Raw genomic sequence first — 24361 nt, 5'->3', positions numbered from 1 at the left:
GCAAGGAACAAATATTTATGAACTTTCAACAACTCAGAATTATTCGAGAAACTGTTCGTCAAAACTTTAATCTCACTGAAGCATCAGCAGCACTTTACACCTCACAATCAGGCGTGAGTAAACATATTAAAGATCTGGAAGATGAATTAGGCGTACAGCTCTTTGTACGTAAAGGAAAACGTTTATTAGGCTTAACTGAGCCCGGAGAATCTTTACTGAATATTGTTGAACGTATGTTAGTTGACGCAGACAATATCAAACGTCTTGCGGATGACTTTAACAAAGTGGATGAGGGAACTCTTACCATTGCCACTACACATACACAGGCACGCTATGTACTCCCGCCGATCGTAAATCAATTTAAAAAACTATTTCCTAAGGTTCATTTGGTTTTACAACAAGCAAGTCCTGTAGAAATCGCTGAAATGCTTCTTCAAGGTGAAGCCGATATTGGTATTGCCACTGAATCTTTAACCACAGAAGAGAACTTAGCGAGTGTTCCTTATTATGAATGGCACCATAGTATTATCACACCTAAAGACCACCCTTTGAGTAAATTAGATCACATCAGTTTAGAGTTGTTAGCTGAGTATCCATTGATTACTTATCATGGTGGCTTCACTGGTCGCTCTAAAATTGATAAAGCATTTGAAGATGCACATTTACATGCAGATATTGTGATGTCTGCCTTGGATGCAGATGTAATCAAAACCTATGTTGAACTCAATATGGGCGTCGGTATTGTCAACGATGTCGCTTATGATGCAGAACGAGATTATCGCCTTCAACAAATTAAAACAGATGTATTTGGCGTAAATACGACTTGGATCGCCGTTCGCAAAGGCCATCTACTACGTGGCTATGGTTATGAATTTATCTCGCTTTGCTCCCCAACTACAGATATTAAAGCACTAAAAAAAGTTGCTTATCCCGAAGAGTAAATCTGTATAAATATTTTGTAATTGGGAAAAATAAGACATAAAAAAACGAGCATAGTGCTCGTTTTTTTATGGTAAATGTATGGATTAGAACTTGAAGCTCACACCTACTTTAGCCACTGGCATCCACTCATACTTACCTTTGTTTTCAATATTATGCTGCTCTTTTGCTACAGCACTTTCTAAAGTGTTGCCCTTACTACCAATGATTTGATCATCGCCAGAAGTTTTTAAGTTTACAGTCGGATTACCTGTATAGTAGGCACCCATTTCACCGAACAAACCAATATTTTTATATACAGGCGCGTTTATACCCACACCTAAGTATGGTGAAATATTGTTATCATATTTCATTTTACCATCAATTTGCGCTTTTTGGGTGTTGTCTGTTGTAAAACGCTCACCATCAACTCGCACTAAACTATTGGTACCAATACGCTTTTTCAAATCATATTCATTATCTAAGTAAGCAACACCTGCTGCAACATAGAGTGAACGCACAAACGTATTTTGACTTGTACCCCATGGGTAAATTTCAGCATTCAAATACGTGTTATTATTGTCCATGTCCATATCATACTTGGTACCATCGATTTTTAACTCATCAGACCAAGAGATATCACCGCCGTTATAACCTAAAGTTACACCAACGTATGGATTAACACGATAAGAAATCGCACCACCATAACCAGTAGTACCGACTTCAGCACGTACTGAAACTGGATTTAAGAAAGAAGGAAATGCATAAGCTGATTCTCTAACGACTTGTTCGTCAGCAAATGTAGTACCTGCAATTGCAGTTAGCACACCCGCAGCAAGAATAACACGCAAAGTTTTCATTGAGGTCTCCTTAAAAAATACTTTTATTTCAATTTCAATATAATTGTTTCTGTAAACTCATATTAAAAGAATGCCTGATAACTTTTTATACAGAAAATGATTACTTTTTGTTATTTTCTGATACAAATTAGACGTAATTGTGTATTCGGAAATAATTTATAAAAAACAACATATTTCATTTTATGACAAATTTATTGCATAAAATTCCAACAATTTATTGTAACGACTTTTTTCAAAGATTCTTCGATCAAATTAGTGTAAAATCTTTAAAAATTTTTTTTTGGAAGAAGGAAGATCATGTCTCAGCTTTCTACAATCATCGAGCAAGCATTTGAAGACCGTGCCAACTTTAGCGCTGCGGACTGCCCTACAGAAATTCGTCAAGCTGTAGAAGAAGCATTAACAGGTTTAGACAATGGCTCACTTCGCGTTGCTGAAAAAATCGATGGTGAATGGGTTGTTCATCAGTGGTTAAAAAAAGCCGTTTTACTTTCGTTTAAACTCAATGATAACCAACCAATCGAAGCATGTGATCTACAGTTCTATGACAAAGTAGCAACCAAATACTCTGGTTGGACTGAAGAACAATTTAAAGCTGCTGGTGTACGTGTTGTTCCTCCAGCTGTTGCTCGTCGTGGTAGCTTCCAAGCAAAAAATGTTGTATTGATGCCGTCTTATGTCAATATCGGTGCATATGTTGACGAAGGTACCATGGTAGATACATGGGCAACTGTTGGTTCATGCGCTCAAATCGGTAAAAATGTTCACTTATCTGGTGGTGTCGGGATCGGTGGTGTTTTAGAACCATTACAAGCAAATCCAACGATTATTGAAGATAACTGCTTTATCGGCGCGCGCTCTGAAATTGTGGAAGGCGTTATCGTTGAAGAAGGTTCTGTAATTTCTATGGGCGTATTCATCGGTCAATCGACTAAGATCTATGATCGTGAAACTGGTGAAGTTCATTATGGTCGTGTACCAGCTGGTTCTGTGGTCGTTGCGGGCAGCCTTCCATCAAAATGTGGTACTTACAGTCTTTACGCTGCGATCATTGTGAAAAAAGTAGATGCAAAAACTCGCGCTAAAACGAGCTTGAATGATCTATTACGCGCTGACTAAGCTGTAATTTATTCTGCGGAGTGATCGCTTCTCGGAGCTTTTCGTCGCTTCAATCGCTCCTCATCTCTACGGTTATCACTAATCGTAGAGATTTTGTTTTTATATAGCCTGCTGCTTCTGTAGCAACTGTTTCGTGGTAACTATTATGGCGTCCTTACGTTCTTCTGCAATCCCTGTTTCTGATCCTGCGGCTGGTTTACGTATCACTGAGATCTTTTATTCTTTGCAAGGCGAAGCGAATACTTTTGGTTTACCAACAGTTTTTATTCGTTTAACAGGCTGTCCATTACGTTGTAGTTATTGTGATACCACTTACTCCTTTGAAGGAGGTGAACGTTTATCACTAGAACATATCATCGAAACAGCAAGCCAATACAAAACACCATATATCTGTGTCACTGGCGGTGAACCTCTTGCTCAACCCAATTGCTTAATATTGTTACAGCGTTTATGTGATTTAGGGTTTCAAGTATCACTTGAAACCAGTGGTGCGTTGGATGTATCAAAAGTTGATTCGCGTGTTTCTAAAGTTCTTGACTTAAAAACACCAACATCTAAAGAAGATCATCGCAACTTGCTAACCAATCTCGACTATTTAACCCAACATGATCAAATCAAATTTGTGATTTGTAATCGCGCTGACTATGAATGGTCTAAACAACAACTTGAACAATTCCAACTGCAAGATAAAGTGAGTACAGTTTGGTTCTCTCCTGCTTTTGCTGTTGAAAAAGGTGCTGTTGCCCTTCCTGCTTTAGCACGTGATTTGGCTCAGTGGATTTTAGACGACCATCTCCCTGTTCGATTCCAACTCCAGTTACATAAACTGCTCTGGAATGATGAATCAGGTCGTTAAAATTTCAGAATTGGTTTGTGTGAATGTCACATCCGTTCTTAATCAATATTTTTAGGTTGAATCATGGAAAATAATATGCGTTCTCGTGCCATCGTATTATTGTCTGGTGGCTTAGACTCAACAACATGCCTCGCTTGGGCACAAGCGCGTTATGATTGTGTCGCTATCAGTTTTATGTACGGTCAACGTTCTACAACAGAATTAGATGCGGCCAAAGCACTTGCACAACGTGCTGGTGTAGAGCATCGTGTTATTAATATTGATTTAGGTAATCTTGGTGGTTCTGCACTTACAGATCATAACATTGATGTACCAGAACAATTACAAGAAGGTATTCCTGTAACTTATGTTCCAGCACGTAACACAATTTTCTTGTCTTATGCCCTCGCTGCAGCCGAAGTTTTTGATGCTGAAGCCATCGTGATTGGGGTCAATGCTGTTGATTATTCAGGATATCCTGACTGCCGTCCAGAATTTATTGACGCTTTTGCCAATTTGGCTCGTCTTGCAACAAAAGCTGGCGTTGAAGGAAAACCTCTTAAAATTGAAACACCTTTGTTACATTTATCCAAAGCGAATATTATACGCTTAGGTATCGAACATGGCGTAGACTATAGTCAAACGGTATCCTGCTACCAAGCAGATGCTCAAGGACGTGCATGTGGCAAATGCGACAGTTGCCGTTTACGTCAACAAGGTTTTATCGAAGCAGGTATTGCGGATCCTACGCGTTATACCAACTAGACGATATTAGGGTAATAATTAGGTACATATATATGAAGTTTTTAAAATCAAATCTTATTCTTTCTACAATGATGGCGGCGACTGCTTTAGTTGCAACGGCAACTCAGGCAAACACCAATCCACTCGAAGCTGCATATAAAAGTACCAATGTAAAAGCAGCGTTGGTCAACGTATGTAAGGACCAAACGGCTAAAGGCGGTAAATTAACAGCAGCAGAAGTAAGCAAATTCTGCGGTTGCCAAATTGATGCTCAAGGTAAAGTAACTGAAGCTCAAAAATGGGAAATCCAAAGCGCAATTAACGCCAAGAAAAGCCCAAGTTCTTTAGCTTTTGTACAGCAACAAAATAAAGATCTACAAGCTTGTTTAGGTGCTCCACTGGTTAACAAATTAGAAAAGTTAACTGAAGAAGCGATGAAAGCTGCTCAACAGCAAGCTCCTAAGAAATAAGCTGATATTGCTTAAAATCAAGCCTGCATTTATGCAGGCTTTTTTGTAACTCTGTTAAAATCGAACTTATATTTTATTTAAATCGGCTGAATAACCCCCATGTATGATCAATGGAAAAATAATGCAACCAATAGCCGATCAGTCGTCTCTTTTAGTGGAGGTAAAGATAGCACTCTCGCTTTGTATCATGCTATGCAAGCTGGTACTGTCATCGGGCTAATTGTAATGCTGGAAGAGCAAGGACAACGCTCTCGTTCACATGCGATGCCACTTGATATCATCCACGCTCAAGCTAATGCAATTGGTCTACCCGTGTTTATGGCTTCTTCGAGTTGGGCTGATTATGAAACTAAATTTATTGCACTACTTGAACAAGCTAAACAGCAAAATGCAGAAGTATTAGTTACAGGCGATTTAGATATGCCTGAACATGGATGCTGGCATGATCGTATAACTCAACAAGTTGGGCTAAAACTAGGTATGCCTTTATGGTTGCGCCCACATCGTGAAGTGGTTGAAGAATTTATTAATCTCGGATTTCAAAGTGTAATCGTCACCGTAAATCTTAAATTGGGAATGAAGATAGAAGATTTAGGCAAAACCTTAACTCTAGAATATATCCAAGAACTTGAAAATCGTGGGATTGATCCATGTGGCGAAAGTGGTGAATTTCATACAACAGTGATTGATGGACCAATTTTTAACAAAGCTATTCCTGTACGTCGCTGCGATATTGTTTATCATGAAGAATATGCTTTTTTACCACTTGAATTAGATCAAATAGATTGAAGGATGAAATATGTCTGAGAATATTCAACTACCGAATCAAACATTCCCGACCACACATGGTGAGTTAAACCTCACTGAACTCACCAATGAATGGCTAATTTTGTATTTCTACCCTAAAGATTCAACGCCAGGTTGCACGACTCAAGCGGTAGGTTTTTCATGCCTAAAAGATCAATTTGACGCCTTGAATTGTCAAATAATTGGGGTGTCACGCGACTCTGTAAAAGCACATCAAAATTTTACTGAGAAACAAGCACTGACAATCGATCTTATCAGCGATAAGGAAGAAATTCTTTGTAAGCATTTTGATGTGATCAAAGAGAAGAACATGTATGGTAAGCAAGTGATGGGGATCGAACGCTCAACATTCATTTTCCATAATCAAAAATTGGTTAAAAGCTATCGAAAAGTCAAAGCGGCTGGCCATGCAGAACAAGTGTTAGCAGATCTAAAAGCACTTCAGGCTGAAATGTAATTTCAAGCCTTCATAAAGCGGGGGTTAAATCCCGCTTTTTACATAAAGAAGCATATTCAATCTTAATGCCATAAAGTATTATTAAAAAATCATAATAATTAAAGTCTAAGCAATCACATGAATATTTCTAAACCATCTATATTGATACCATTTGGAATTCTAATCTCAGCTTGTAGCAATTCTGGCACTCCTCATCTGCCAAACAATCAAATTAGCCAAACACCTGTAATACAAACAACAAAAGCAAGTATAAATATCACTTGTCAGGATCTATCAAATCCAGCCTATCAACAGGCAATCATGAATGCAATCAACCATCTACGCAGTCAATCTCGCCAATGCGGACAACAACATTATGCTGCTGCAAAGCCATTAGCTTGGAATCAACATTTATATAAAACAGCCTTAACGCACTCCAAAGACATGTCAACACACAACTTTCTAGGTCATGTCAGTTCGACGGGGCAAGATTTAAGAACTCGCTTAAAGCAATCCCAATTTAACAGTCGCGGTGGTGCCGAAAATGTCGCCCGTGGACAGAAAAATCTTGAAGAGGTTCTAGCATCATGGCTTAAAAGCCCAACACATTGCAGCAATATGATGCACCCAAAATTTACAGATTATGCGATCGCTTGTACTCCTGATCAATCACCTCAACAACGTCACTACTGGACTCAGCAATTTGGCATCCGCTAGAAGGTTAAACTATGTACTCTGGATCGATTACCCCTATTTTACGTATTTTTGATATTGATGTAGCTCATAATTTTTATATGGAATATCTCGGTTTCCATATCGATTGGCAGCACAAATTTGCAGATAATTTTCCTTTATATCTACAGATCTCAAAAGGTGACTGCATTATTCACCTATCTGAACATTTTGGTGATGCCAGTCCGCATAGTGCAATCCGCATTTATTGGGAAAATCTAGATGCCCTGCACACAGAGTTAATTCAAAAAGATTATAAATATGCAAAACCACAAGTTGAAAAAACAGATTGGGAAACACTTGAGTTAAGCATTACAGATCCATTCTCTAATCGGCTGATTTTTTGGGAAGATGCCTAGACTGCTGATCTAATCAAGCAATTGATAACTAAAAACTTTACTGATAATTTTCCATTGATCATGATCTAAGGTAAATGTGAGTGCATCATAAAAATACTTAGGCTCAATCACGCATTCAACATGTACGATTGCTAACTGATCATGGATTAAATCAATAGATTTCACTTTATCTTGTCTAATCTGATTTTTTAAATCAGGAGAAGTTCTGCTTTCAACAATCAAAAAATACTCAGCCATATCCAATCGTAATATGGGCTGTTCAGTTACATTCATATAAATCGCATCAGCATGAAAAACTTGTTTTAAAAGCGCCAGATCACAGAAATATAAAGCATCAAAATATTTTTCTATTTGCTGCTGAATATCAAATATTGCATGTTTCTTCATTTTATTGATCCAAACTTTGTAAGTACTTTTGGCGTATCACGGATACAGATTCACCTGCTACTCCCCAATTATCTGTTTCAACCTCATCAATCACGACAAAGGTCGTGGCTGGCTCTTTATCCAGTACATTGACCAACAAATCGGTTGCACCACGAATCAATTGTTGTTTCTGTGCTGTTGTCACACCTTCTTTAGTGACTTGAATCAAAATATAAGGCATCGCTATTTCCTCATTTAGAAATTATTGGTTGAAATAAACTGGCTAGGGTTATTGTTCATCGTATTATTTACATCAATGTGATTAAATAGCCTTTAGATCAAATCATTTTTTACATGGTGTAATAAATGACACAACAACTAAAAAATGTGATGTTGAGTAGTGTTGAATTATTCTGTGCTGTCGCTGAGCATAAAAGTTTTACTCAAGCAGCCAAAATTGCTGGCCTGACACCAGCTGCTGTCAGCCGCTCTATTGCTCGTCTAGAGCAACGTCTCAATACGCAATTATTTGTTCGGAGTACACGTCAAGTTCGCTTGACCCATGCAGGTGAAATTTACTTTCAACAATGTCAACAAGGCTTAACCCAAATTATTGAAGCAGAACAATTATTAAGAAATCAAAGTCAGCAACTCAATGGTAGAATTCGCATCAGCCTCCCTACTCCTTATGGACATTATCGAGTATTACCGCTAATTCCAATTTTTAAACAAACATACCCAAACATTCAGATTGATCTTCAATTAACCAATAAAAATGTCGACTTCATTGCGGAGGGTTTTGACTTAGCAATTCGTGGCAGATACTTCAAAGACTCCAATCTAATCGTTCGTACCTTAGAACATGCTGAATTAGTTGTGGTTGCTGCAGCAAGCTATATTGATTCACATACAAGACCAACAGATATCGCAGCATTAGATCAGCACGAATGCTTGCAATTCATCTTACCCAGCACGGGGAAAAGTGTTCCTTGGCTGTTTAAAGTCAACAATCAGATCCATGAATATACCACCAAGGGATCATTACATTGTCTAGATGACATCTTAGGGACAGTTACGCTTGCGAAACATGGTGCAGGATTATTACAAACCTATCGGTTTATCGTTGCGCAAGACATTCAAAATAGACAATTCGTAGAACTGTTGCATCCATTTGCTGGAGCAAGTCGTCCATTTTCTTTAGTTTACCCATCTCAAAAATATGCATCAGCACATATTCGTACCTTCATTGATTTTTTAATAACACATTTAAAAACAGACGTTCTTTAAAGGTTCATCAACTCACTTTATTCCGTAAGGTCTAAATTACTCGTGTCACCTGCCAAAAACTTTTGTTGTAACGCTGCATAAATAGGCGTTTTTTGAAAGTTCTCTAAAAATTGAATACTGCCTTTTGGAAAAGCTTGAGTTCTGATTTCACCGCGATAATAAGCTTCACGCATCGGTGTTGCTGACATTGAGGCTTTTAAACTCTCAAGTTCAACCATTGTCCACTCTGGAAATAATTTTAAATAATAAGATGATTCATCTTTAAAGTGACCAATTAGGCCAACATTGGAATGCGCAGGAACAACCTGATTTACCAGTTGTTTGACTTGTTTTACCCATTTTTCATCATTATAAACATCAATAACATGCACAAAATGAATACGTTTTTGATCTTCCTCAGAAAAATTAGAAAGAATCATCTGCTCGCGTTCCGTAGCCAAAAATGGATTCTTGGTATTTCGTTCTGGTTGTGCTGAGCCTAAAGCAAGTACCACATGCTGACTCTGTCTCAGTGCAATTTCAATGGTCAGCATATGTGCCAAATGAAAAGGCTGGAAACGTCCAATAAAAACGAGATAGTCAAATGTGTACATAGGCTTAATTTCACTTTTTGTGAACTCATCAGTTGCACTATAAAAATAAATATGCGACATAATGAGACCACTTTAAAAATCAATCTGGATTAAAGCAAGGATAGTACGATGACACTTAGCTGTATTCAACAACCTCATCAACATTTGCAAGCAAATTTAGAAGATGGCGTACTCACCTTAGCCATTAACCGTTCAGAAGCCAAGAATGCACTTTACGGCGAACTTTATCTTTGGATCGCAAAAGCTTTAGATGAGGCAGATGCAAGTAAAGAAGTTCGTGTGGTTATTTTCCGTGGAGCAGAACAAGACTTTACTGCGGGTAATGACATGAAGGACTTCATGGGCTTTATTCAAAAGCCACATGAGGGCAAAGCAGGTGATCAACCACCATTTGTTTTATTAAAAGCTGCGGCTCATTTTTCTAAACCATTGATTATTGCAGTGAAAGGTGTTGCAATTGGTATTGGTGTAACGATCTTACTCCATGCTGATCTTGTATATGCTGACAACACTGCCCTATTCCAAATTCCATTTGTCAGCCTTGGTCTCTCTCCAGAAGGTGCAGCAAGTCGTTTACTCGTGAAACAGGCTGGCTATCAAAAAGCTGCTGAGTTATTGTTTACTGCCAAGAAATTTGATGCTGCAACAGCAGTGAAAGCAAATCTAGTGAATGATGTTGTTGAAGATGCATATGCAACGGCTCAACAAACGGCTCAACAGTTAGCTGCATTACCATTGGCGTCAATTAAGCAAAGTAAGGCTTTGATGAAAAAAGACTTAGCTGAAATCATTGCATGTGTTGATGAAGAAGCTGAAATCTTTATGCAACGCGTACGCTCTCCTGAGATGATGGAAGCAGTTCAAGCCTTTATGCAAAAGCGTAAGCCGGACTTCTCACAGTTTAATTAAGCAAATATAAACGGCATAGATGTTTATAAAATGTATCCTCAGAGGAATTTGTAAGATTTTCACCTCGATATCTTTTTGAGCATCTGTTAAAGTTTAAATTAAGAAGCTAAACCATGATTGTCAGAGACATGAAATGGAAATTAGCTTCTTTTTTTTATCTTTGACGTGTGCTGTTGATCGTTTGCAATTGCCTGCGACATATACGGTTAATTTAAAAAAATATCTCTGCTGTTATATCGAAGTATAGACTTAACAGAGATTATTATTTTCATCATTAAAGGATGTTTTATGTTTGTACTTGAGCCACAACATGTACATATGAATCAATCTGCTAAGGATAAGGCAGAAGCTCTCGAATGTTTAGCCAATATTTTGGTTCAAGATCAATTAGTCAAAGCAGATTACTTATCTGGATTACATGCACGTGAAGCTCAAAGTGCAACCTATTTGGGTCAAGGGATTGCAATCCCTCACGGCACTCCGCAATCCCGTGAATTTATTTTAGAAACGGGCATTCGTTTAGCACATTTCCCAAAAGGTGTGGTTTGGGACGGCGAAAATACAGTTTATTTAGCTGTTGTGATTGCAGCAAAGTCTGATGAACATTTACAAGTTTTGCAAATTCTGACTCGTGCACTTTCTCAAGATGTTTCAGATCAAGTCCAACACGCTAAAAATGCAGCGCAAATTATTGAGATTTTACAAGCTCAACCCGAAACATTAGTTTTACATGAAAACCTAATTGAAACTCAAATTCAAGTTACTGATATTGACGATTTTTTATGGTCAGCAAATAAACTCCTCAAACAACAAAAATTAGTTGAGGCTGGTTTCATCAGTCAACTTGATCCTAAAAATCTCATCCAAATTCAAGATACGCTTTGGTCTATTTCTGCAAAAAACTATGTTTCACAATCTGCAGTGAGTATCGTCAAAGCTGATCAAACCATCGATTTTAAAAACGGACAAATTCAAACCTTGATTTGTATTGCCCAGCACGAACAATTAGATTACCAACAATTACAACGCTTACTCGATTTATTATTCCAACCACAAATCCAGCAACAACTCAATGATCAGCATAATCGTCAAGATATTGCCAAACTGGTTGGCGCGGAAACGATCCCAGATTGGCCATCACAACGTATTGTGTTGGCAAATGCGCATGGACTACATGCCCGCCCTGCAACTCAACTGGTTAATATTACCAAAACTTATCAAGGCGAAATTCGAGTTGCTGTGGATGATGGACAATTCATCTCTGCAAAAAGCTTAACCAAACTACTCGCAATGGGTTGCAAATATGGACAAACACTTACTTTCATTGCTGAACCGGATACAGATGCTGTAGAAGGCCTTTCGAAAATTATCCAAGCTGTTCAACAAGGTTTAGGTGAAGAGGTCGAAGCAATTGAACATAAAATTGACAGTCAACAGACCAATACTCTTGAGTTTGAAGAAGAGATTACAACACCAACAACAGGTATTCCTGCATCCACAGGACTCGCTTTTGGCCCAGCTCATGTAATCAAACCGAAACATTTCCAATATGAACGTTTTGGAAATAATGTAAAAGCAGAAAAGGAAAAACTAGAAATTGCACTACATAGTGTAAAAAACACACTCCATCAACTCATAGCCAAAACTGAAGCCAATGAAATCAAACAAATCTTTATGGCACATTTGGAAATGCTGGATGACCCTGATCTCATTCAGCAAGTTCACCAGTCTCTGAATCAAAATCTAAGTGCACCTGCAGCATGGCATCAATATATTGAAAAAGCAGCTCAAGCCCAAGCTGCTCTACCCGATCGTCTGCTCGCAGAACGTGCCGCTGATCTACGTGATATTGGTGACAAGGTCTTAGCTGTTTTATGTAATGAGGTTGCAGCTCAAGAACCTGAGCAACCCTATATTTTAATCATGCATGATGTAGGGCCAAGCGATGTAGCACGCCTGAATAAAGACCGTGTCGCAGGTATTCTGACTGCTGTGGGTGGTGCAAGTGCGCATAGTGCGATTGTTGCCCGTGCTTTGGGAATTCCGGCGATTGTAGGTGCAAGTGACGCGGTGCTTAACATCACACCTCATACAACGGTATTAATTAATGGTGATACGGGTGCATTCGAAATCAATCCATCTCAAGCACAGATTGACGATGCCATCCAAGAACGTGAGTTACAACAACAACGTCGTCATGAAGCTGAGCAACATTGTCACGAGCCAGCGATTACCTTAGACCAGCACCAAGTCGAAGTCGCGGCCAATCTCGGCAAAATTTTAGATACTGAAAAAGCAGTAAACTATGGGGCAGAAGCAATTGGTTTATTGCGCACTGAATTAGTCTTTATGGCGCATCGCCAAGCACCAGATGAAGATGTACAAGAAAAAGAATACCGTCATGTATTAGATACGTTGGCTGGTCGACCATTGGTGGTACGTACCTTAGATGTCGGTGGTGATAAACCATTACCATACTTACCAATCGATGCCGAAGAAAACCCTTTCTTGGGCGTGCGTGGTATCCGTTTAACCTTACGTAAACCACAACTATTACGTCAGCAACTCACTGCTTTGGTTCGTGCTGCAGATGATCGTCCTTTAAGAATCATGTTCCCGATGGTCGGACGTATTGAAGAATGGCGCGCTGCTAAAGCAATTTTAGATGAGGTTTTGCTCAAGCATCCCTGCCCAAATCTCGAAGTCGGTATTATGATTGAGGTTCCATCAGCTGCATTAATCGCGCCCTTGCTTGCAAAAGAAGTCGACTTTTTCAGTATTGGTACCAATGACTTGACCCAATACACCTTAGCGATCGATCGCGGACATCCAGTTTTGTCTGGCGAAGCTGATGGGCTCCACCCAAGTATTTTAATGTTAATTGATCAAACTGTACGTGCAGCTCACGCACAGCAAAAATGGGTCGGCGTCTGTGGTGAGCTTGCTGCAGATCCCAAAGCTGTGCCTGTTTTACTGGGTTTGGGTGTGGACGAACTCAGTATGTCAGCGTCCAGTATTCCGCTAGTGAAAGCACAAATTCGTCAGCTTAATTTTGCTGATTGCCAACAGCTTGCCCAACAAGCACTCAAATGTGAAAGTGCATTTGCCGTTCGATCATTCGTGGAGCAAACACATGGCTAAAATTTTAACCATTACTCTCAACCCTGCCATTGATGCCACCATCGAACTTGAACAGTTACGTATTGGCGAAGTCAATCGTCAGCAGAACATTCAGTACCACGCCGCAGGTAAAGGGCTCAATGTTGCTCAAGTGCTACATGATTTAGGGCATGAGTTAATTGTGTCTGGTTTTTTAGGTACAAAAAATCAAACGCTCTTTAAACAGCATTTTCAAACTATGCAGTTTGATGACCAGTTTATTTATATCGAAGGTGAAACCCGCCAAAACATCAAAATTGCTGAACAGTCTGGACGAATGACCGATATTAATGGTCAAGGCTTTCAGGTGTCTACTGAAGATAAACAAGCATTGTTCAAACGTATTCAACAATGTAGTGACTCTGTAGATTATGTGGTGATTGCGGGTAGCCTACCGTTGGGCTTTGGCGTGGATGATTTAAAACAGCTCATTCAAATTCTACACCTACAAAACAAACCTGTTGCTGTAGACACGAGTGGCAAGGCTTTAACTGCAGCGATCGCTATGAATCCGTGGATGATCAAACCCAATACCGATGAATTACAAGAAAGTTTTGGCGTGCTAGCTGAAAACCTTGACGATCAACAACAATTATTTAAATCACTCAATTCTCAAATTGAACATATCGTCATTTCAATGGGTGAACATGGCGTACATTGGCTTCATCAAAACAAAGCTTATGCTGCACACCCCCCTCAAGTACATGTGAAAAGTACAGTAGGTGCTGGAGATTCTCTTTTGGCAGGCATGATTCATGGATTAGCATGCCAATTACCGACAGACGATATCCTAGCAACAGCAACGGCGATTGCCAGTCATGCCGTAACTCAGGTGGGCTTTCGTGTTCCCCCCCTGAACTTTTAGCTGATTTAAAACAACACACCACGATCAAAACCTTGAGTGAATCTGATGCAAACCCTTAACTCTATCTTATTGGTCATCAATCATCCTCAAAATCCTGTTGATGCATTGATTCTGACAAAAAAATTAGCGCAACTTGCGAAACAACAAGGTTTTGAAAGTCATACTATTTCAGTAAAAGATCAAATTCCTAACATTGCATTTAGTAAAGTTGTTTTTATTGGTCAAACACCGACTCAACTTGACCCATTTAAAGCCTATTCTGTTGTAACCATTTCACTGGAACAAGCGAACCAAGATATTCAGCAGGCCTTTGAATACGCTTTAACGCATGCACAACCGATTGATCAACTCAAAGCTGAAACTCAATTGAACAACACACAGCAAGCGCAACGTTTTGTTGCGATTACCGCTTGCCCAACGGGTGTTGCTCATACGTTTATGGCTGCCGAAGCATTGCAACAAGGTGCAAATAAACTTGGCTATCAGATTGATGTTGAAACACAAGGCTCTGTAGGTGCAAAAAACATCCTCACAGATGAAGCCATTGCTGCAGCTGACATTGTTATTCTAGCCACTGATATTGAAGTAAATACCGATCGTTTTGTAGGTAAACGTGTTTATCGCTGCAGTACAGGCTTTGCCCTCAAGCAAACAGATAAAGCATTTGCCGAAGCAATCAGTGAAGCAACCGTTCTTGAATCATCCAAACAAAGTAAACAAACGGCAGAAAATAAAAGCCAAGAAAAAACTGGCGTTTATAAGCACCTACTAACAGGTGTGTCTTTCATGCTGCCTATGGTCGTGGCAGGTGGTCTTTTAATTGCGCTATCACTTTGTTTCGGGCTGAATGCAGCAGAAGAAACAGGAAGCTTAGCTTATATATTAAAGCAAATCGGTGCAGCAGCATTTACCTTAATGGTGCCAATGCTTTCGGGTTATATTGCCTATTCAATAGCTGATCGTCCCGGTTTAGCGCCAGGTTTGATTGGTGGATTAATTGCCACACAACTTGAAGCTGGATTCCTCGGTGGTATCGTTTCAGGTTTCCTTGCAGGTTACATTGCCCTATTTCTCGCCAAAAAAATCAAATTACCAACCAGTTTGGAGTCATTGAAACCTATTCTGATTGTTCCGCTTTTAGGCACATTATCGGTAGGTTTGATTATGTACTATGTAGTTGGACAGCCAGTCGCACATATCTTTGAGATGATGAAAGATTTCCTCAACAATATGGGCACAACCAATGCTGTTTTAATGGGAGTTGTACTCGCATCAATGATGTGTATTGATTTGGGCGGTCCAATTAATAAAGCAGCTTATGCCTTTACCGTAGGACTACTCACGACAAATACCTATATGCCAATGGCGGCGACCATGGCTGGCGGTATGGTTCCAGCCATTGGTATGGCGATTGCAACCTTGTTAGCAAAAAATAAATTCAATCAAAGTGAACGAGATGCTGGCAAAGCTGCTTTTGTATTAGGTCTATGTTTTATTTCGGAAGGTGCAATTCCCTTTGCAGCTAAAGATCCGATGCGTGTGATTCCTGCTTGTATTTTAGGTGGTGCTGTTACAGGTGCATTGGTTGCCTTATTCCACTGTGAACTGGTTACACCACATGGTGGCGTATTTGTTTTACTGATTCCAAATGCAATTAATCATGCGTGGCTATATCTCGCTGCAATTACAGCAGGTAGCTGTATTACAGGCATTAGTTATGCATTACTCAAACGTCCTGAGCAGAAACTAGAAACCGCCCCTGCCTAAATCGTCCTTACATTCTGATTTTACAAGCAAGTTATTCCCATTGAGTAACTTGCTTTTCTATTTAGATGAGCTTTGATTCTAAAAATCGAATAACTATAAACTTTATAGAAAAGTAACTTTTTCGATTCATCAGTTGGTTTTTTCAGATACATCCCAATAGAAGAATAAACATTTTGGAAAATATCGGACTCATGACCACTTCAAATGCAACCGTCGAAAAGAAACGCTACTACGAACCTGCCCCACAAGATATTGATGTTGCCAATTTCCGTAAAGTCATTGAAAGCCGTCGTTCAGTACGTAAATTCACTGATAAACCGATTCCAAGTGAGATTTTAGATGAATGTTTAGATTTGGCACTTCTTGCACCCAACTCATCAAACTTACAGCCTTGGACATTTTATGTCGTACAAAACCCAGCCAAGAAAAAGCAACTTGTTAAGGCGTGCTTAGGGCAACTTGCTGCTAAAACAGCATCTGAGTTGATCGTCTGTGTTGCTCGAACGGATCGTGTGGATGAAATGGCAAAATTGAATATCAGTGAGTTTCCATTTCCCGAAGCACCACCAGCGATTCAAAAGTACTACCGCTTTATCCCATACAACTATAAGACAGGTTATCTCAACGCATTAGGTAACTTTAAAAAAGTTGCATTTAAAGTTGCCCGCACACTCGATAAACAACTTCCTGTGACTGCATTTAACCCTGCTGATGCCAAATTATGGGCGACTAAAACCACAGCGCTTGCTTGTGAAAACCTAGTATTGGCGTTACGTGCCTATGGTTTTGATAGTTGTATGATGGAAGGTTTTGATGAGCCTTTAGTGCGAAAAATCTTAAAACTCAATGATCAACAACATCCTGTAATGGTAATTGGTGCGGGCGAACGTGCCAATGATGGCGTGTTCTTCCCTCAATATCGTTTTGATCGTGATTTATTTATTCAAAAAGTCTAAATTACTCTATATCTAATATTTGGATAAGCTCAAAGGCAGGTTCTTCATAAGGATGGCTTGCCTTTAATGCCTTTGCCACAGCACTGGCTTTTTCTTCAGGCACAATCGTTTCAACACGCCATTCTTCGAATTGTTCTAGTTCATCTAACTGCCCTAAAAATGGATTTGCACCTTTAACCGGCTTAAATTGCCCGATGCCTTTCACTTGCCAAGCGCATTGTTCATAATTCCCTATCCCACCTGCACCGGCTTCAAAGATAGCAAGTTTAGTTGATTCAAGATGTGATTCTGGCACGTAATAAATAAGTTTTAGCATAAGTTGAATGGCTGAGTAAGTTAAGCTGTACTCAAATCATAGCTTTAAAAAAGGTTAAGAATCAAAGTTAAATCTTGATTAGGACATAACTCAAACTTATGAATAAGATTTGGAGAACCACAGTTAAACCAAACCAAAACCAGCCTTTTCCTTTGCTATGGATCGTCCTCATGTAATTTTCGTTTTTCATCATGTTGTTCTCCGATTTTTATGATCATTATTGAGAAAGCAAAAATTGAACCAGTTTGATTAAATAAATACAAGATTGTTACGTTCCAAATTTATCCAAAAAGACTATTCACACATACCAAATATGGTTAAAAACCCATCAGAAAAACCTAGGTAAACTTTATTCACTTTTAATATACTACCAACTTGAAAAGAAAGTTGTATATCTTCTACATATTCAATACCAGTAGTCATTAAAAATTTAACAATTTCATCTTGATGAATTTTTAATAAAGTAAAATCAACATCGAAATATTTTTCCTTTTGATAATCAAATGTGAAACCTTTTACTAAACTATTGAACAGATAAATCTGTAACACGCCATAAGACAATATTTCTTTGTTATTCTTTCTTTGTGGTGATGAATCTATAGGATTACCAAATATTTTTAAGATATTTTCTTTAGTCTGATCCAAAAATATTTCACTAAAATTGTTAGTCATCAATAATTTTTTTATACATAAAATATCTACTATCATCTAATACTTACTCGAAAATAATATTTACACACGTTCAGTTAATTAATTAAAAAAACAATTATCATCACCATCCATACTGAGATACTCTCTAGTCACATTTCCATTTTCTATCCTATGAAAACAACCATCATCGCACTCAGAATTAAAATCACTCACATAAAATATGATTTCATTATCAAGTGTCCATTTCTTTAATTTACTCAAAAAAATATCAGGACTTGTATTTGGTGTATTTGTAAAAAACAATTCACAAAATACATCGCCTTTCAATAAAGAAACCATGCAAAATAACAAGTTCTCATCTAAATTTACATCATCGTAAATATTAAAAATCAGAATATCACTTTCAGGAGTATCGAATATAAAGGACGTTAAAAGCTTCATATCCTCTTGATCAACATCATTTTTTATAACTACACTGTGCGAAGTATTCATTTTAAGTACCACATCAGCATTAAAAATAAAAAAGCCACCTTTCGGTGGCTCTTATGGTTAAGTCACATTAACCAATAAATTTACGTGCATTGCGGAACATACGCAACCAAGCACCATCTTCAGCCCAATCTTCAGGCTTCCAAGAATGCTGCAAAGCACGGAAGTTACGTTCTGGGTGTGGCATCATCACTGTTGCACGACCATCTTTAGAAGTTTGAGCTGTAATCGCTTCAGGTGATCCATTTGGATTCAACGGATAATGTTGAGTTGGATTACCCAAGCTATCTACATAACGTAACACCACTTGGTTCTCAGCATTTAAAGCTGCAAGTTGTTGTTCAGTTGCAACTAAACGACCTTCACCATGCGCAACTGCGATCGGTAAAATCGAGCCGTGCATATCTTCAAGCAACACAGAAACAGATTTCTCTACACGAACGTTCACTGCACGCGCTTCAAATACTTCTGACATGTTACGGTGGAAACGTCCCCAATGCTCTGCACCCGGAATCAGTGGTGCAAGTTGTGACATCATTTGACAACCGTTACATACGCCTAAGCTGAATGTATTTTCACGATGGAAGAATTGTTCGAACTGATCACGTAATTTCGCATTGAACAATACTGATTTCGCCCAGCCACCACCAGCACCCATCACGTCACCGTATGAGAAGCCACCACACGCCACTAAGCCTTCAAAGTCACTTAAGCTCACACGACCTGCAAGCAAGTCACTCATGTGTACGTCGATGGTATTGAAGCCCACTTTGTCAAAAGCAGCAGCCATTTCCACATGACCATTTACACCTTGCTCACGCAAAATTGCCATATTTGGACGGCGTGTATTGATAAACGGCGCTTCAACTGGCTCATTTAAGTCATAAGTTGGTTGAGCAATTAAACCTTTGTGGTTTTTATCTGCAATTAAGGCAAACTCTTGATCAGCTGTTTCAACGTTGTCACGTAAACGTTGGATCTGGTGAGATACTTCAGCCCAAGCTTGTTGTAGTTCAGCACGCTCAAGTGTTAAACCATTTACAACCAATTGATCAGTTGTATTCACACGACCTACCACTGCAATGGCATCTTTCAAGCTAGATGCTGCAACTTCAACTTCTAACTGTGCCCAATCAGTAGCCGTAATTTGAAGTACTGCACCAATTTCTTCAGCAAATAAGCTTTCAGTGGTTTGATTTTCTAAAGCCACACCTAAGCGCGAAGCAAACATCATTTCAGCAACAGTCGCCAATAAACCGCCATCACCGATGTCATGGTAAGCCTTGATCAAACCACGATTGTTCCAGTCTTGAATCAAGGCAAAGAATGCTTTGAAGTCATCAAAACTATCAACATCTGGGGTAACTGAACCGATTGCTTTATATACTTGCGCAAGGATCGAACCACCTAAACGGAATTGACCTTTAGATAAATCAATACGAACCAGTACTGAGTCTGCTAAGTCCTTCAATTCAGGTGTTAATGTTTTACGTACATCTAAAACAGGTGCAAACGCAGTAATCACGCCTGTCATTGGAGAAGTAACGGCTTTATCTTCGCCGTCATTCCAAGTGGTACGCATTGAAAGTGAGTCTTTACCAACAGGAATGGCGATACCCAATGCAGGACACATTTCCATACCAATCGCTTTCACACCTTCAAACAAGGCTTGGTCTTCACCTTTTTGACCAGCAGCAGCCATCCAGTTTGCAGAAAGTTTGATATCGCTGATTTGTTCGATGTTTGCACATGCAATATTAGTAATCGCTTCAGCAACTGCCAAACGTGCAGATGCTGCAGGATTTAACAAAGCAACTGGTGGACGTTCACCCATCGCCATTGCTTCACCCGTGAAGCCTTGCAAGCTTGTCGTTGTTACTGCTGCATCCGCAACAGGAACTTGCCAACGACCAACCATTTGATCACGAGCAACCATACCGGTAATCGAGCGGTCACCAATCGTGATCAAGAATGATTTAGATGCAACTGTTGGATTTTTCAATACACGGAAAATTGCATCTTTCAAATCAACTTTTGATGCATCAAAGTCATTACCTTTACGTTCAATCGTTTCATATGAACGTTGCATACGAGGCGTACCACCCAACATCACTTGCATTGGGATATCGACTGCATTGTTTTCAAACAATGGATCTTCAACAGTCAAATGACGTGCTTCAGTCGCTTCACCCAATACAGCAAACGGACAACGCTCACGTGCACAAATTTCTTCAAACTGTTCTAAAGATTCTGGACGAATCGCTAACACATAACGTTCTTGCGCTTCATTTGACCAGATTTCCATCGGGCTCATGCCTGACTCTAAAGATGGAATCTTACGAAGGTTCAATACAGCACCTAACTCATGATCATTCACTAGTTCAGGCATCGCATTTGATAGACCGCCCGCACCTACGTCATGTACAGACACGATTGGGTTAAAGTCTTCTAAGCGCCAGCACGTATCAATCACTTCTTGGCAACGGCGCTCCATTTCTGGATTTTCACGTTGTACCGAAGCAAAGTCTAAACTCTCGCCCATGGTACCGCTATCTACAGATGATGCAGCACCACCACCAAGACCGATCAACATGGCAGGACCACCCAATACAATGAGTAAGTCACCTGGTTGAATTGCATCTTTTTCTACATGGTCAGGACGAATGTTGCCGTAACCACCAGCGATCATAATTGGTTTATGAAAGCCTTTAACTTCACCATTCACATTCTGTTCGAAGGTACGGAAATAACCATTCAATGCAGGACGGCCAAACTCGTTGTTAAACGCCGCACCACCCAATGGACCTTCAATCATAATTTGTAATGGCGATGCCATACGTGAAGGCTTACCGTAGTTTTCTTCCCAAGGCTGTTCGAAACCAGGGATATTCAAGTTAGAAACCGTAAAGCCTGTTAAACCTGCTTTGGGTTTACCACCACGACCTGTTGCACCTTCATCACGGATTTCACCGCCTGAACCAGTTGCAGCACCAGCAAATGGAGAAATTGCGGTTGGGTGGTTATGCGTTTCAACCTTCATTAAAATATGAGCGGCTTGGCTCTTATATTTATAAACAAAGTGACCATTTTCATCCGCTTTTGGATAAAAACGCATCGTGTCATAACCCACGATCACAGAAGCATTGTCTTTATACGCCGACAATACATCTGTTGGAGATTCTTTATAGGTATTCTTAATCATTTGGAACAATGATAATGGTTGTTTTTCACCATCAATTGTCCATTCAGAACCAAAGATTTTATGACGACAATGTTCAGAATTCGCCTGAGCAAACATCATCAATTCGATGTCATTTGGATTACGACCAAGCTTAGTAAATGCTTCGGTTAAGTAATCAATTTCTTGCTCAGATAAAGCAAAGCCAAACTCATTATTCGCTTTAACTAATGCTTCTTTACCTTGACCCAAGATATCAATTGAGTTGAGTGGCTTCGGCGCAGTTTCTGAGAATAAAGCTTTTGCCTCATCAATTTGAGCAAAAACTGTTTCCGTCATACGGTCATGAAGTACTTGTTTCACTTCATTCGTAATTTCAGTCACACCTTTTAACGTGAATAAAAGACCACGTTCTAAACGGTGTACTGGTGTATTACAGTTTTGGAAAATATCAGTTGCTTTAGACGACCACGGAGAGATTGTGCCAACACGTGGAGTTACTAAAATTTGGATTTCATCACTTGCAGCTTGGCGAAGTTCGAAAGATTGACCATCGTTTAAAAGTTGTAATGCCGATTGATGTTGCTGCTCGTTGAGCGCTTGATCAAACAAATAAACCCACTGGCTGTCAAAAGATTGAACAGAACTCATTGACGCTAAACGGTTTAAGAGTTGAGCTTTCTTAAAAGAAGAATGTGCTGATGCACCGGCCACGATAAACATGTTGACTTTGGCTCCACGGGCAGATCGAACAGACCCACCGCAATGTGACTTATGAAAGAGCGCATATTCTACTGTGAAAGCCTCTTTTCAGCTAGCCATATCCAACTTAAAAATCAGAGTTTTCGACGATGAATGCCCTATTTCTGTCTCGCCTGATCTATTTTACTTTATTCGTAACAATTCTTTTATTTTGCAGAACAAATCACATTTCAGTTTTTTAAATATTTGACCGATTATTTTAGTGATTATTCTGATTTAGTTTTGTATCAACAAGACAATCTATGTCGCGCTAAGCTAGTGCTTTAATCTTTTTTTTGGCATGATGAAGCGAACTTAGTTTGAATAATGATAAATGGAACAAATGCGTTGGTTGGAATTGCTATCTGCAATTCGTTTAGGTAGTAAAAAAAGCAGCAATGAGTTGGCTCGAAGCCCATTCCACAAAGACTACGACAGAATTATATTTTCCCAAAGTTTTCGTCAACTGAATAGAAAAACACAGGTTCACCCTCTGACTCAACATGATGGGATTCATACACGTCTGACTCATTCACTTGAAGTCTCTTGTATTGGTCGTTCACTCGGTATGCTAGCTGCAGAAAAAATCAAAGATGAATTACCGATGTGGATTTCCCCTGCCGATGTTGGTGCAATTATTCAAGCAGCATGTTTAGCTCATGACATTGGAAATCCCCCTTTTGGTCATGCAGGTGAATATGCCATTCGTGAATGGTTTGATGATGCCTCACATCGAGACTTTCTGACCAAACTGACTCCAGAAGAAGAAGCTGATGTAAGACAGTTTGAAGGCAATGCTCAAGGGCTACGCTTACTCAGTCGTATTGATTATCACCCTAATGATGGTGGTATGCGCCTCACCTGTGCCACACTAGGTGCTTATCTCAAATATCCGTGGTTATCCAAAACCATTAATGAACAAGGTGACACACCTTCACATCAACGGGCAAAATTCGGTTGTTATCAATCCGAAAAAGAAATCTTAAAACAGCTTGCGGAACAACTCGGTTTGATTCAACTCGGTGACTATCATTATTGTCGTCATCCATTGACCTACTTATTAGAAGCTGCTGATGATATTTGTTATGCACTGATTGATTTAGAAGATGGCATTATTCTTAATATGTTGGATTATGATGAAGTTGAACCTATCTTTCTGAATTTAATCGCCGATTTTGGTCGCCCAGAAGAACTGCATTTACCACATACCACTTGGCAACAAAAAATTGCCGCTTTGCGTGGGCGAGTCATGAAACGCTTAGTTGACGAAGTAACGACTGCTTTTGCAAAACATCATTATGAGATTATTACAGGTCAACTCAAAGGTAGTCTTTTACAATATTGCTCACCAGATATTGAAGTAGGCATTCAAACGGCAAAAAACCTTGCACGCGACCGTATTTTTGAACATCCACAAAAATCTGGCTTAGAAATTATTGCACATCAAAGTTTGCAAACCATTTTGGATGCTTTTGTTCCACTAACAATGCCTCATAAAACATTAAGTTTTAAAGAGCAGCGTTTACTTTCTATTTTGCAGCACTCAGGCGCAAACTTCCAAAGCAACCATTATCAAAATATCATGCAGGTTTTGGATATTATTAGTAAATTCTCTGATCACCAAGCCTATAGCTTGGCGCAAGAGTTGAAAGGCAATAAAGTTGGATTCTTTTAATCAAAGAACTTACTTAGGCTATTTTATACTGTTTTATTTGCATAATAGTCACGCAAAATTCAGAAAGCCATTTTGCGTTTAGAACAAATGGCATCTACTATTCAACCATCAACAACTAAGTGAAAAGAC

Annotated in this window: 24 protein-coding genes and 1 pseudogene; 16 read left to right on the top strand and 9 right to left on the bottom strand. The window is 39.3% G+C overall.

Annotated elements, in window-relative coordinates; all coding sequences use genetic code 11:
• Window positions 1–17: 17 nt before the first annotated feature.
• On the top strand, window positions 18–941 hold the full coding sequence (locus F2A31_RS04920) for a CysB family HTH-type transcriptional regulator (protein ID WP_150025449.1): 924 nt from the start codon (window positions 18–20) through the stop codon (window positions 939–941).
• A gap of 84 nt (window positions 942–1025) precedes the next feature.
• Here the strand turns inward: F2A31_RS04920 and carO are convergent, their stop codons facing one another.
• On the bottom strand, window positions 1026–1778 hold the full coding sequence (gene carO, locus F2A31_RS04915; protein ID WP_150025448.1) for an ornithine uptake porin CarO type 5: 753 nt from the start codon (window positions 1776–1778) through the stop codon (window positions 1026–1028).
• 297 nt (window positions 1779–2075) lie between these two features.
• Here carO and dapD point away from each other — a divergent pair, with 297 nt between their 5' ends.
• The 8 genes from dapD to F2A31_RS04875 all read left to right on the top strand — a co-directional run bounded on the left by dapD (window position 2076) and on the right by F2A31_RS04875 (window position 7280).
• Window positions 2076–2897 (top strand): 2,3,4,5-tetrahydropyridine-2,6-dicarboxylate N-succinyltransferase, encoded by an 822-nt coding sequence (gene dapD, locus F2A31_RS04910; RefSeq protein ID WP_150025447.1) that lies wholly within the window; start codon window positions 2076–2078, stop codon window positions 2895–2897.
• A gap of 145 nt (window positions 2898–3042) precedes the next feature.
• Window positions 3043–3753 carry a 7-carboxy-7-deazaguanine synthase QueE gene (queE, locus tag F2A31_RS04905; protein WP_150025446.1) on the top strand — a complete coding sequence of 237 codons (711 nt, stop codon included), beginning with the start codon at window positions 3043–3045 and terminating at the stop codon, window positions 3751–3753.
• A 75-nt stretch (window positions 3754–3828) separates the two neighbouring features.
• Window positions 3829–4497: a 7-cyano-7-deazaguanine synthase QueC gene (gene queC / locus F2A31_RS04900; RefSeq protein WP_017394498.1), complete on the top strand. Its 669-nt coding sequence runs from the start codon at window positions 3829–3831 to the stop codon at window positions 4495–4497.
• 32 nt (window positions 4498–4529) lie between these two features.
• Entirely contained in the window at window positions 4530–4946 is a 417-nt protein-coding gene (locus F2A31_RS04895; protein ID WP_150025445.1) for a hypothetical protein, read from the top strand.
• A 99-nt stretch (window positions 4947–5045) separates the two neighbouring features.
• Window positions 5046–5735, top strand: coding sequence for a Dph6-related ATP pyrophosphatase (locus F2A31_RS04890; RefSeq protein ID WP_150025444.1), 690 nt, complete (start codon window positions 5046–5048; stop codon window positions 5733–5735).
• Window positions 5736–5745: 10 nt separating this feature from the next.
• The gene (locus F2A31_RS04885; protein ID WP_150025443.1) at window positions 5746–6210 is read left to right on the top strand and encodes a peroxiredoxin; all 465 of its coding nucleotides are present in this window, start codon (window positions 5746–5748) and stop codon (window positions 6208–6210) included.
• Between the two features lie 117 nt (window positions 6211–6327).
• Window positions 6328–6906: a CAP domain-containing protein gene (locus tag F2A31_RS04880; protein WP_150025442.1), complete on the top strand. Its 579-nt coding sequence runs from the start codon at window positions 6328–6330 to the stop codon at window positions 6904–6906.
• Between the two features lie 11 nt (window positions 6907–6917).
• Complete coding sequence (locus F2A31_RS04875) at window positions 6918–7280, top strand: glyoxalase superfamily protein (protein WP_150025441.1); 363 nt, start codon at window positions 6918–6920, stop codon at window positions 7278–7280.
• A 9-nt stretch (window positions 7281–7289) separates the two neighbouring features.
• Here the strand turns inward: F2A31_RS04875 and F2A31_RS04870 are convergent, their stop codons facing one another.
• Together F2A31_RS04870 and F2A31_RS04865 are read right to left on the bottom strand one after the other, a co-directional pair.
• A complete protein-coding gene (locus tag F2A31_RS04870; protein WP_150025440.1) occupies window positions 7290–7667 on the bottom strand; it encodes a nuclear transport factor 2 family protein in 378 nt (125 codons plus the stop codon).
• A 1-nt stretch (window position 7668) separates the two neighbouring features.
• The gene (locus F2A31_RS04865; RefSeq protein ID WP_008941778.1) at window positions 7669–7887 is read right to left on the bottom strand and encodes a 2-hydroxymuconate tautomerase family protein; all 219 of its coding nucleotides are present in this window, start codon (window positions 7885–7887) and stop codon (window positions 7669–7671) included.
• 125 nt (window positions 7888–8012) lie between these two features.
• Between F2A31_RS04865 and F2A31_RS04860 the strand changes: the two genes are divergently transcribed.
• Window positions 8013–8933 carry a LysR family transcriptional regulator gene (locus F2A31_RS04860; RefSeq protein WP_150025439.1) on the top strand — a complete coding sequence of 307 codons (921 nt, stop codon included), beginning with the start codon at window positions 8013–8015 and terminating at the stop codon, window positions 8931–8933.
• 17 nt (window positions 8934–8950) lie between these two features.
• Here F2A31_RS04860 and F2A31_RS04855 read toward each other — a convergent pair whose 3' ends face one another.
• Complete coding sequence (locus F2A31_RS04855; protein ID WP_171490634.1) at window positions 8951–9526, bottom strand: nicotinate-nicotinamide nucleotide adenylyltransferase; 576 nt, start codon at window positions 9524–9526, stop codon at window positions 8951–8953.
• 108 nt (window positions 9527–9634) lie between these two features.
• Between F2A31_RS04855 and F2A31_RS04850 the strand changes: the two genes are divergently transcribed.
• The 5 genes and pseudogenes from F2A31_RS04850 to F2A31_RS04830 all read left to right on the top strand — a co-directional run bounded on the left by F2A31_RS04850 (window position 9635) and on the right by F2A31_RS04830 (window position 17182).
• Window positions 9635–10435 (top strand): enoyl-CoA hydratase-related protein, encoded by an 801-nt coding sequence (locus F2A31_RS04850; protein WP_150025437.1) that lies wholly within the window; start codon window positions 9635–9637, stop codon window positions 10433–10435.
• A 288-nt stretch (window positions 10436–10723) separates the two neighbouring features.
• A complete protein-coding gene (gene ptsP, locus F2A31_RS04845; protein ID WP_150025436.1) occupies window positions 10724–13576 on the top strand; it encodes a phosphoenolpyruvate--protein phosphotransferase in 2853 nt (950 codons plus the stop codon).
• Window positions 13569–14518, top strand: a pseudogene (gene pfkB / locus F2A31_RS04840) (1-phosphofructokinase). Before ptsP ends, pfkB begins: the two are co-directional and overlap by 8 nt.
• Window positions 14505–16226, top strand: coding sequence for a fructose-specific PTS transporter subunit EIIC (locus F2A31_RS04835; protein ID WP_150025435.1), 1722 nt, complete (start codon window positions 14505–14507; stop codon window positions 16224–16226). Before pfkB ends, F2A31_RS04835 begins: the two are co-directional and overlap by 14 nt.
• A 191-nt stretch (window positions 16227–16417) precedes the next feature.
• The gene (locus F2A31_RS04830; RefSeq protein ID WP_150025434.1) at window positions 16418–17182 is read left to right on the top strand and encodes a nitroreductase family protein; all 765 of its coding nucleotides are present in this window, start codon (window positions 16418–16420) and stop codon (window positions 17180–17182) included.
• Between the two features lies 1 nt (window position 17183).
• On the opposite strand, the gene F2A31_RS04825 is transcribed toward F2A31_RS04830, so the two are convergent.
• The 5 genes from F2A31_RS04825 to purL form a co-directional block, all read right to left on the bottom strand.
• Window positions 17184–17498 carry an NGG1p interacting factor NIF3 gene (locus tag F2A31_RS04825; protein WP_150025433.1) on the bottom strand — a complete coding sequence of 105 codons (315 nt, stop codon included), beginning with the start codon at window positions 17496–17498 and terminating at the stop codon, window positions 17184–17186.
• A gap of 67 nt (window positions 17499–17565) precedes the next feature.
• Window positions 17566–17691 carry a KGW motif small protein gene (locus F2A31_RS15935; protein WP_004640092.1) on the bottom strand — a complete coding sequence of 42 codons (126 nt, stop codon included), beginning with the start codon at window positions 17689–17691 and terminating at the stop codon, window positions 17566–17568.
• Window positions 17692–17792: 101 nt separating this feature from the next.
• Window positions 17793–18206: a hypothetical protein gene (locus F2A31_RS04820; protein WP_130161106.1), complete on the bottom strand. Its 414-nt coding sequence runs from the start codon at window positions 18204–18206 to the stop codon at window positions 17793–17795.
• A 42-nt stretch (window positions 18207–18248) separates the two neighbouring features.
• Window positions 18249–18641, bottom strand: a complete 393-nt coding sequence (locus F2A31_RS04815) for a hypothetical protein (RefSeq protein WP_150025432.1) — start codon at window positions 18639–18641, stop codon at window positions 18249–18251.
• Between the two features lie 67 nt (window positions 18642–18708).
• A complete protein-coding gene (gene purL / locus F2A31_RS04810; RefSeq protein WP_150025431.1) occupies window positions 18709–22539 on the bottom strand; it encodes a phosphoribosylformylglycinamidine synthase in 3831 nt (1276 codons plus the stop codon).
• A gap of 352 nt (window positions 22540–22891) precedes the next feature.
• On the opposite strand from purL, the gene F2A31_RS04805 reads away from it, so the two are divergent.
• A complete protein-coding gene (locus F2A31_RS04805; protein ID WP_150025430.1) occupies window positions 22892–24232 on the top strand; it encodes a deoxyguanosinetriphosphate triphosphohydrolase in 1341 nt (446 codons plus the stop codon).
• Window positions 24233–24361 lie beyond the last annotated feature (129 nt).

Source organism: Acinetobacter suaedae (assembly GCF_008630915.1).
Classification (GTDB): domain Bacteria; phylum Pseudomonadota; class Gammaproteobacteria; order Pseudomonadales; family Moraxellaceae; genus Acinetobacter; species Acinetobacter suaedae.
Note: the sequence above shows the minus strand (reverse complement) of the source record. Positions and strands in the feature narration are given on the sequence as shown.

What these genes read in the sequence shown, in the direction of transcription:
- F2A31_RS04875 (WP_150025441.1), top strand. Translation starts at nt 6,918, where the DNA reads ATGTACTCTGGATCGATTACCCCTATTTTACGTATTTTTGATATTGAT.
- F2A31_RS04805 (WP_150025430.1), top strand. Translation starts at nt 22,892, where the DNA reads ATGGAACAAATGCGTTGGTTGGAATTGCTATCTGCAATTCGTTTAGGT.
- purL (WP_150025431.1), bottom strand. Translation starts at nt 22,539, where the DNA reads ATGTTTATCGTGGCCGGTGCATCAGCACATTCTTCTTTTAAGAAAGCT.
- dapD (WP_150025447.1), top strand. Translation starts at nt 2,076, where the DNA reads ATGTCTCAGCTTTCTACAATCATCGAGCAAGCATTTGAAGACCGTGCC.
- F2A31_RS04885 (WP_150025443.1), top strand. Translation starts at nt 5,746, where the DNA reads ATGTCTGAGAATATTCAACTACCGAATCAAACATTCCCGACCACACAT.
- F2A31_RS04820 (WP_130161106.1), bottom strand. Translation starts at nt 18,206, where the DNA reads ATGATAGTAGATATTTTATGTATAAAAAAATTATTGATGACTAACAAT.
- F2A31_RS04860 (WP_150025439.1), top strand. Translation starts at nt 8,013, where the DNA reads ATGACACAACAACTAAAAAATGTGATGTTGAGTAGTGTTGAATTATTC.
- carO (WP_150025448.1), bottom strand. Translation starts at nt 1,778, where the DNA reads ATGAAAACTTTGCGTGTTATTCTTGCTGCGGGTGTGCTAACTGCAATT.
- F2A31_RS04830 (WP_150025434.1), top strand. Translation starts at nt 16,418, where the DNA reads ATGACCACTTCAAATGCAACCGTCGAAAAGAAACGCTACTACGAACCT.
- F2A31_RS04835 (WP_150025435.1), top strand. Translation starts at nt 14,505, where the DNA reads ATGCAAACCCTTAACTCTATCTTATTGGTCATCAATCATCCTCAAAAT.
- F2A31_RS04850 (WP_150025437.1), top strand. Translation starts at nt 9,635, where the DNA reads ATGACACTTAGCTGTATTCAACAACCTCATCAACATTTGCAAGCAAAT.
- F2A31_RS04895 (WP_150025445.1), top strand. Translation starts at nt 4,530, where the DNA reads ATGAAGTTTTTAAAATCAAATCTTATTCTTTCTACAATGATGGCGGCG.
- F2A31_RS04870 (WP_150025440.1), bottom strand. Translation starts at nt 7,667, where the DNA reads ATGAAGAAACATGCAATATTTGATATTCAGCAGCAAATAGAAAAATAT.
- queC (WP_017394498.1), top strand. Translation starts at nt 3,829, where the DNA reads ATGCGTTCTCGTGCCATCGTATTATTGTCTGGTGGCTTAGACTCAACA.
- F2A31_RS04880 (WP_150025442.1), top strand. Translation starts at nt 6,328, where the DNA reads ATGAATATTTCTAAACCATCTATATTGATACCATTTGGAATTCTAATC.
- F2A31_RS04815 (WP_150025432.1), bottom strand. Translation starts at nt 18,641, where the DNA reads ATGAATACTTCGCACAGTGTAGTTATAAAAAATGATGTTGATCAAGAG.
- F2A31_RS04825 (WP_150025433.1), bottom strand. Translation starts at nt 17,498, where the DNA reads ATGCTAAAACTTATTTATTACGTGCCAGAATCACATCTTGAATCAACT.
- queE (WP_150025446.1), top strand. Translation starts at nt 3,043, where the DNA reads ATGGCGTCCTTACGTTCTTCTGCAATCCCTGTTTCTGATCCTGCGGCT.
- F2A31_RS15935 (WP_004640092.1), bottom strand. Translation starts at nt 17,691, where the DNA reads ATGATGAAAAACGAAAATTACATGAGGACGATCCATAGCAAAGGAAAA.
- ptsP (WP_150025436.1), top strand. Translation starts at nt 10,724, where the DNA reads ATGTTTGTACTTGAGCCACAACATGTACATATGAATCAATCTGCTAAG.
- F2A31_RS04890 (WP_150025444.1), top strand. Translation starts at nt 5,046, where the DNA reads ATGTATGATCAATGGAAAAATAATGCAACCAATAGCCGATCAGTCGTC.
- F2A31_RS04920 (WP_150025449.1), top strand. Translation starts at nt 18, where the DNA reads ATGAACTTTCAACAACTCAGAATTATTCGAGAAACTGTTCGTCAAAAC.
- F2A31_RS04865 (WP_008941778.1), bottom strand. Translation starts at nt 7,887, where the DNA reads ATGCCTTATATTTTGATTCAAGTCACTAAAGAAGGTGTGACAACAGCA.
- F2A31_RS04855 (WP_171490634.1), bottom strand. Translation starts at nt 9,526, where the DNA reads ATGTACACATTTGACTATCTCGTTTTTATTGGACGTTTCCAGCCTTTT.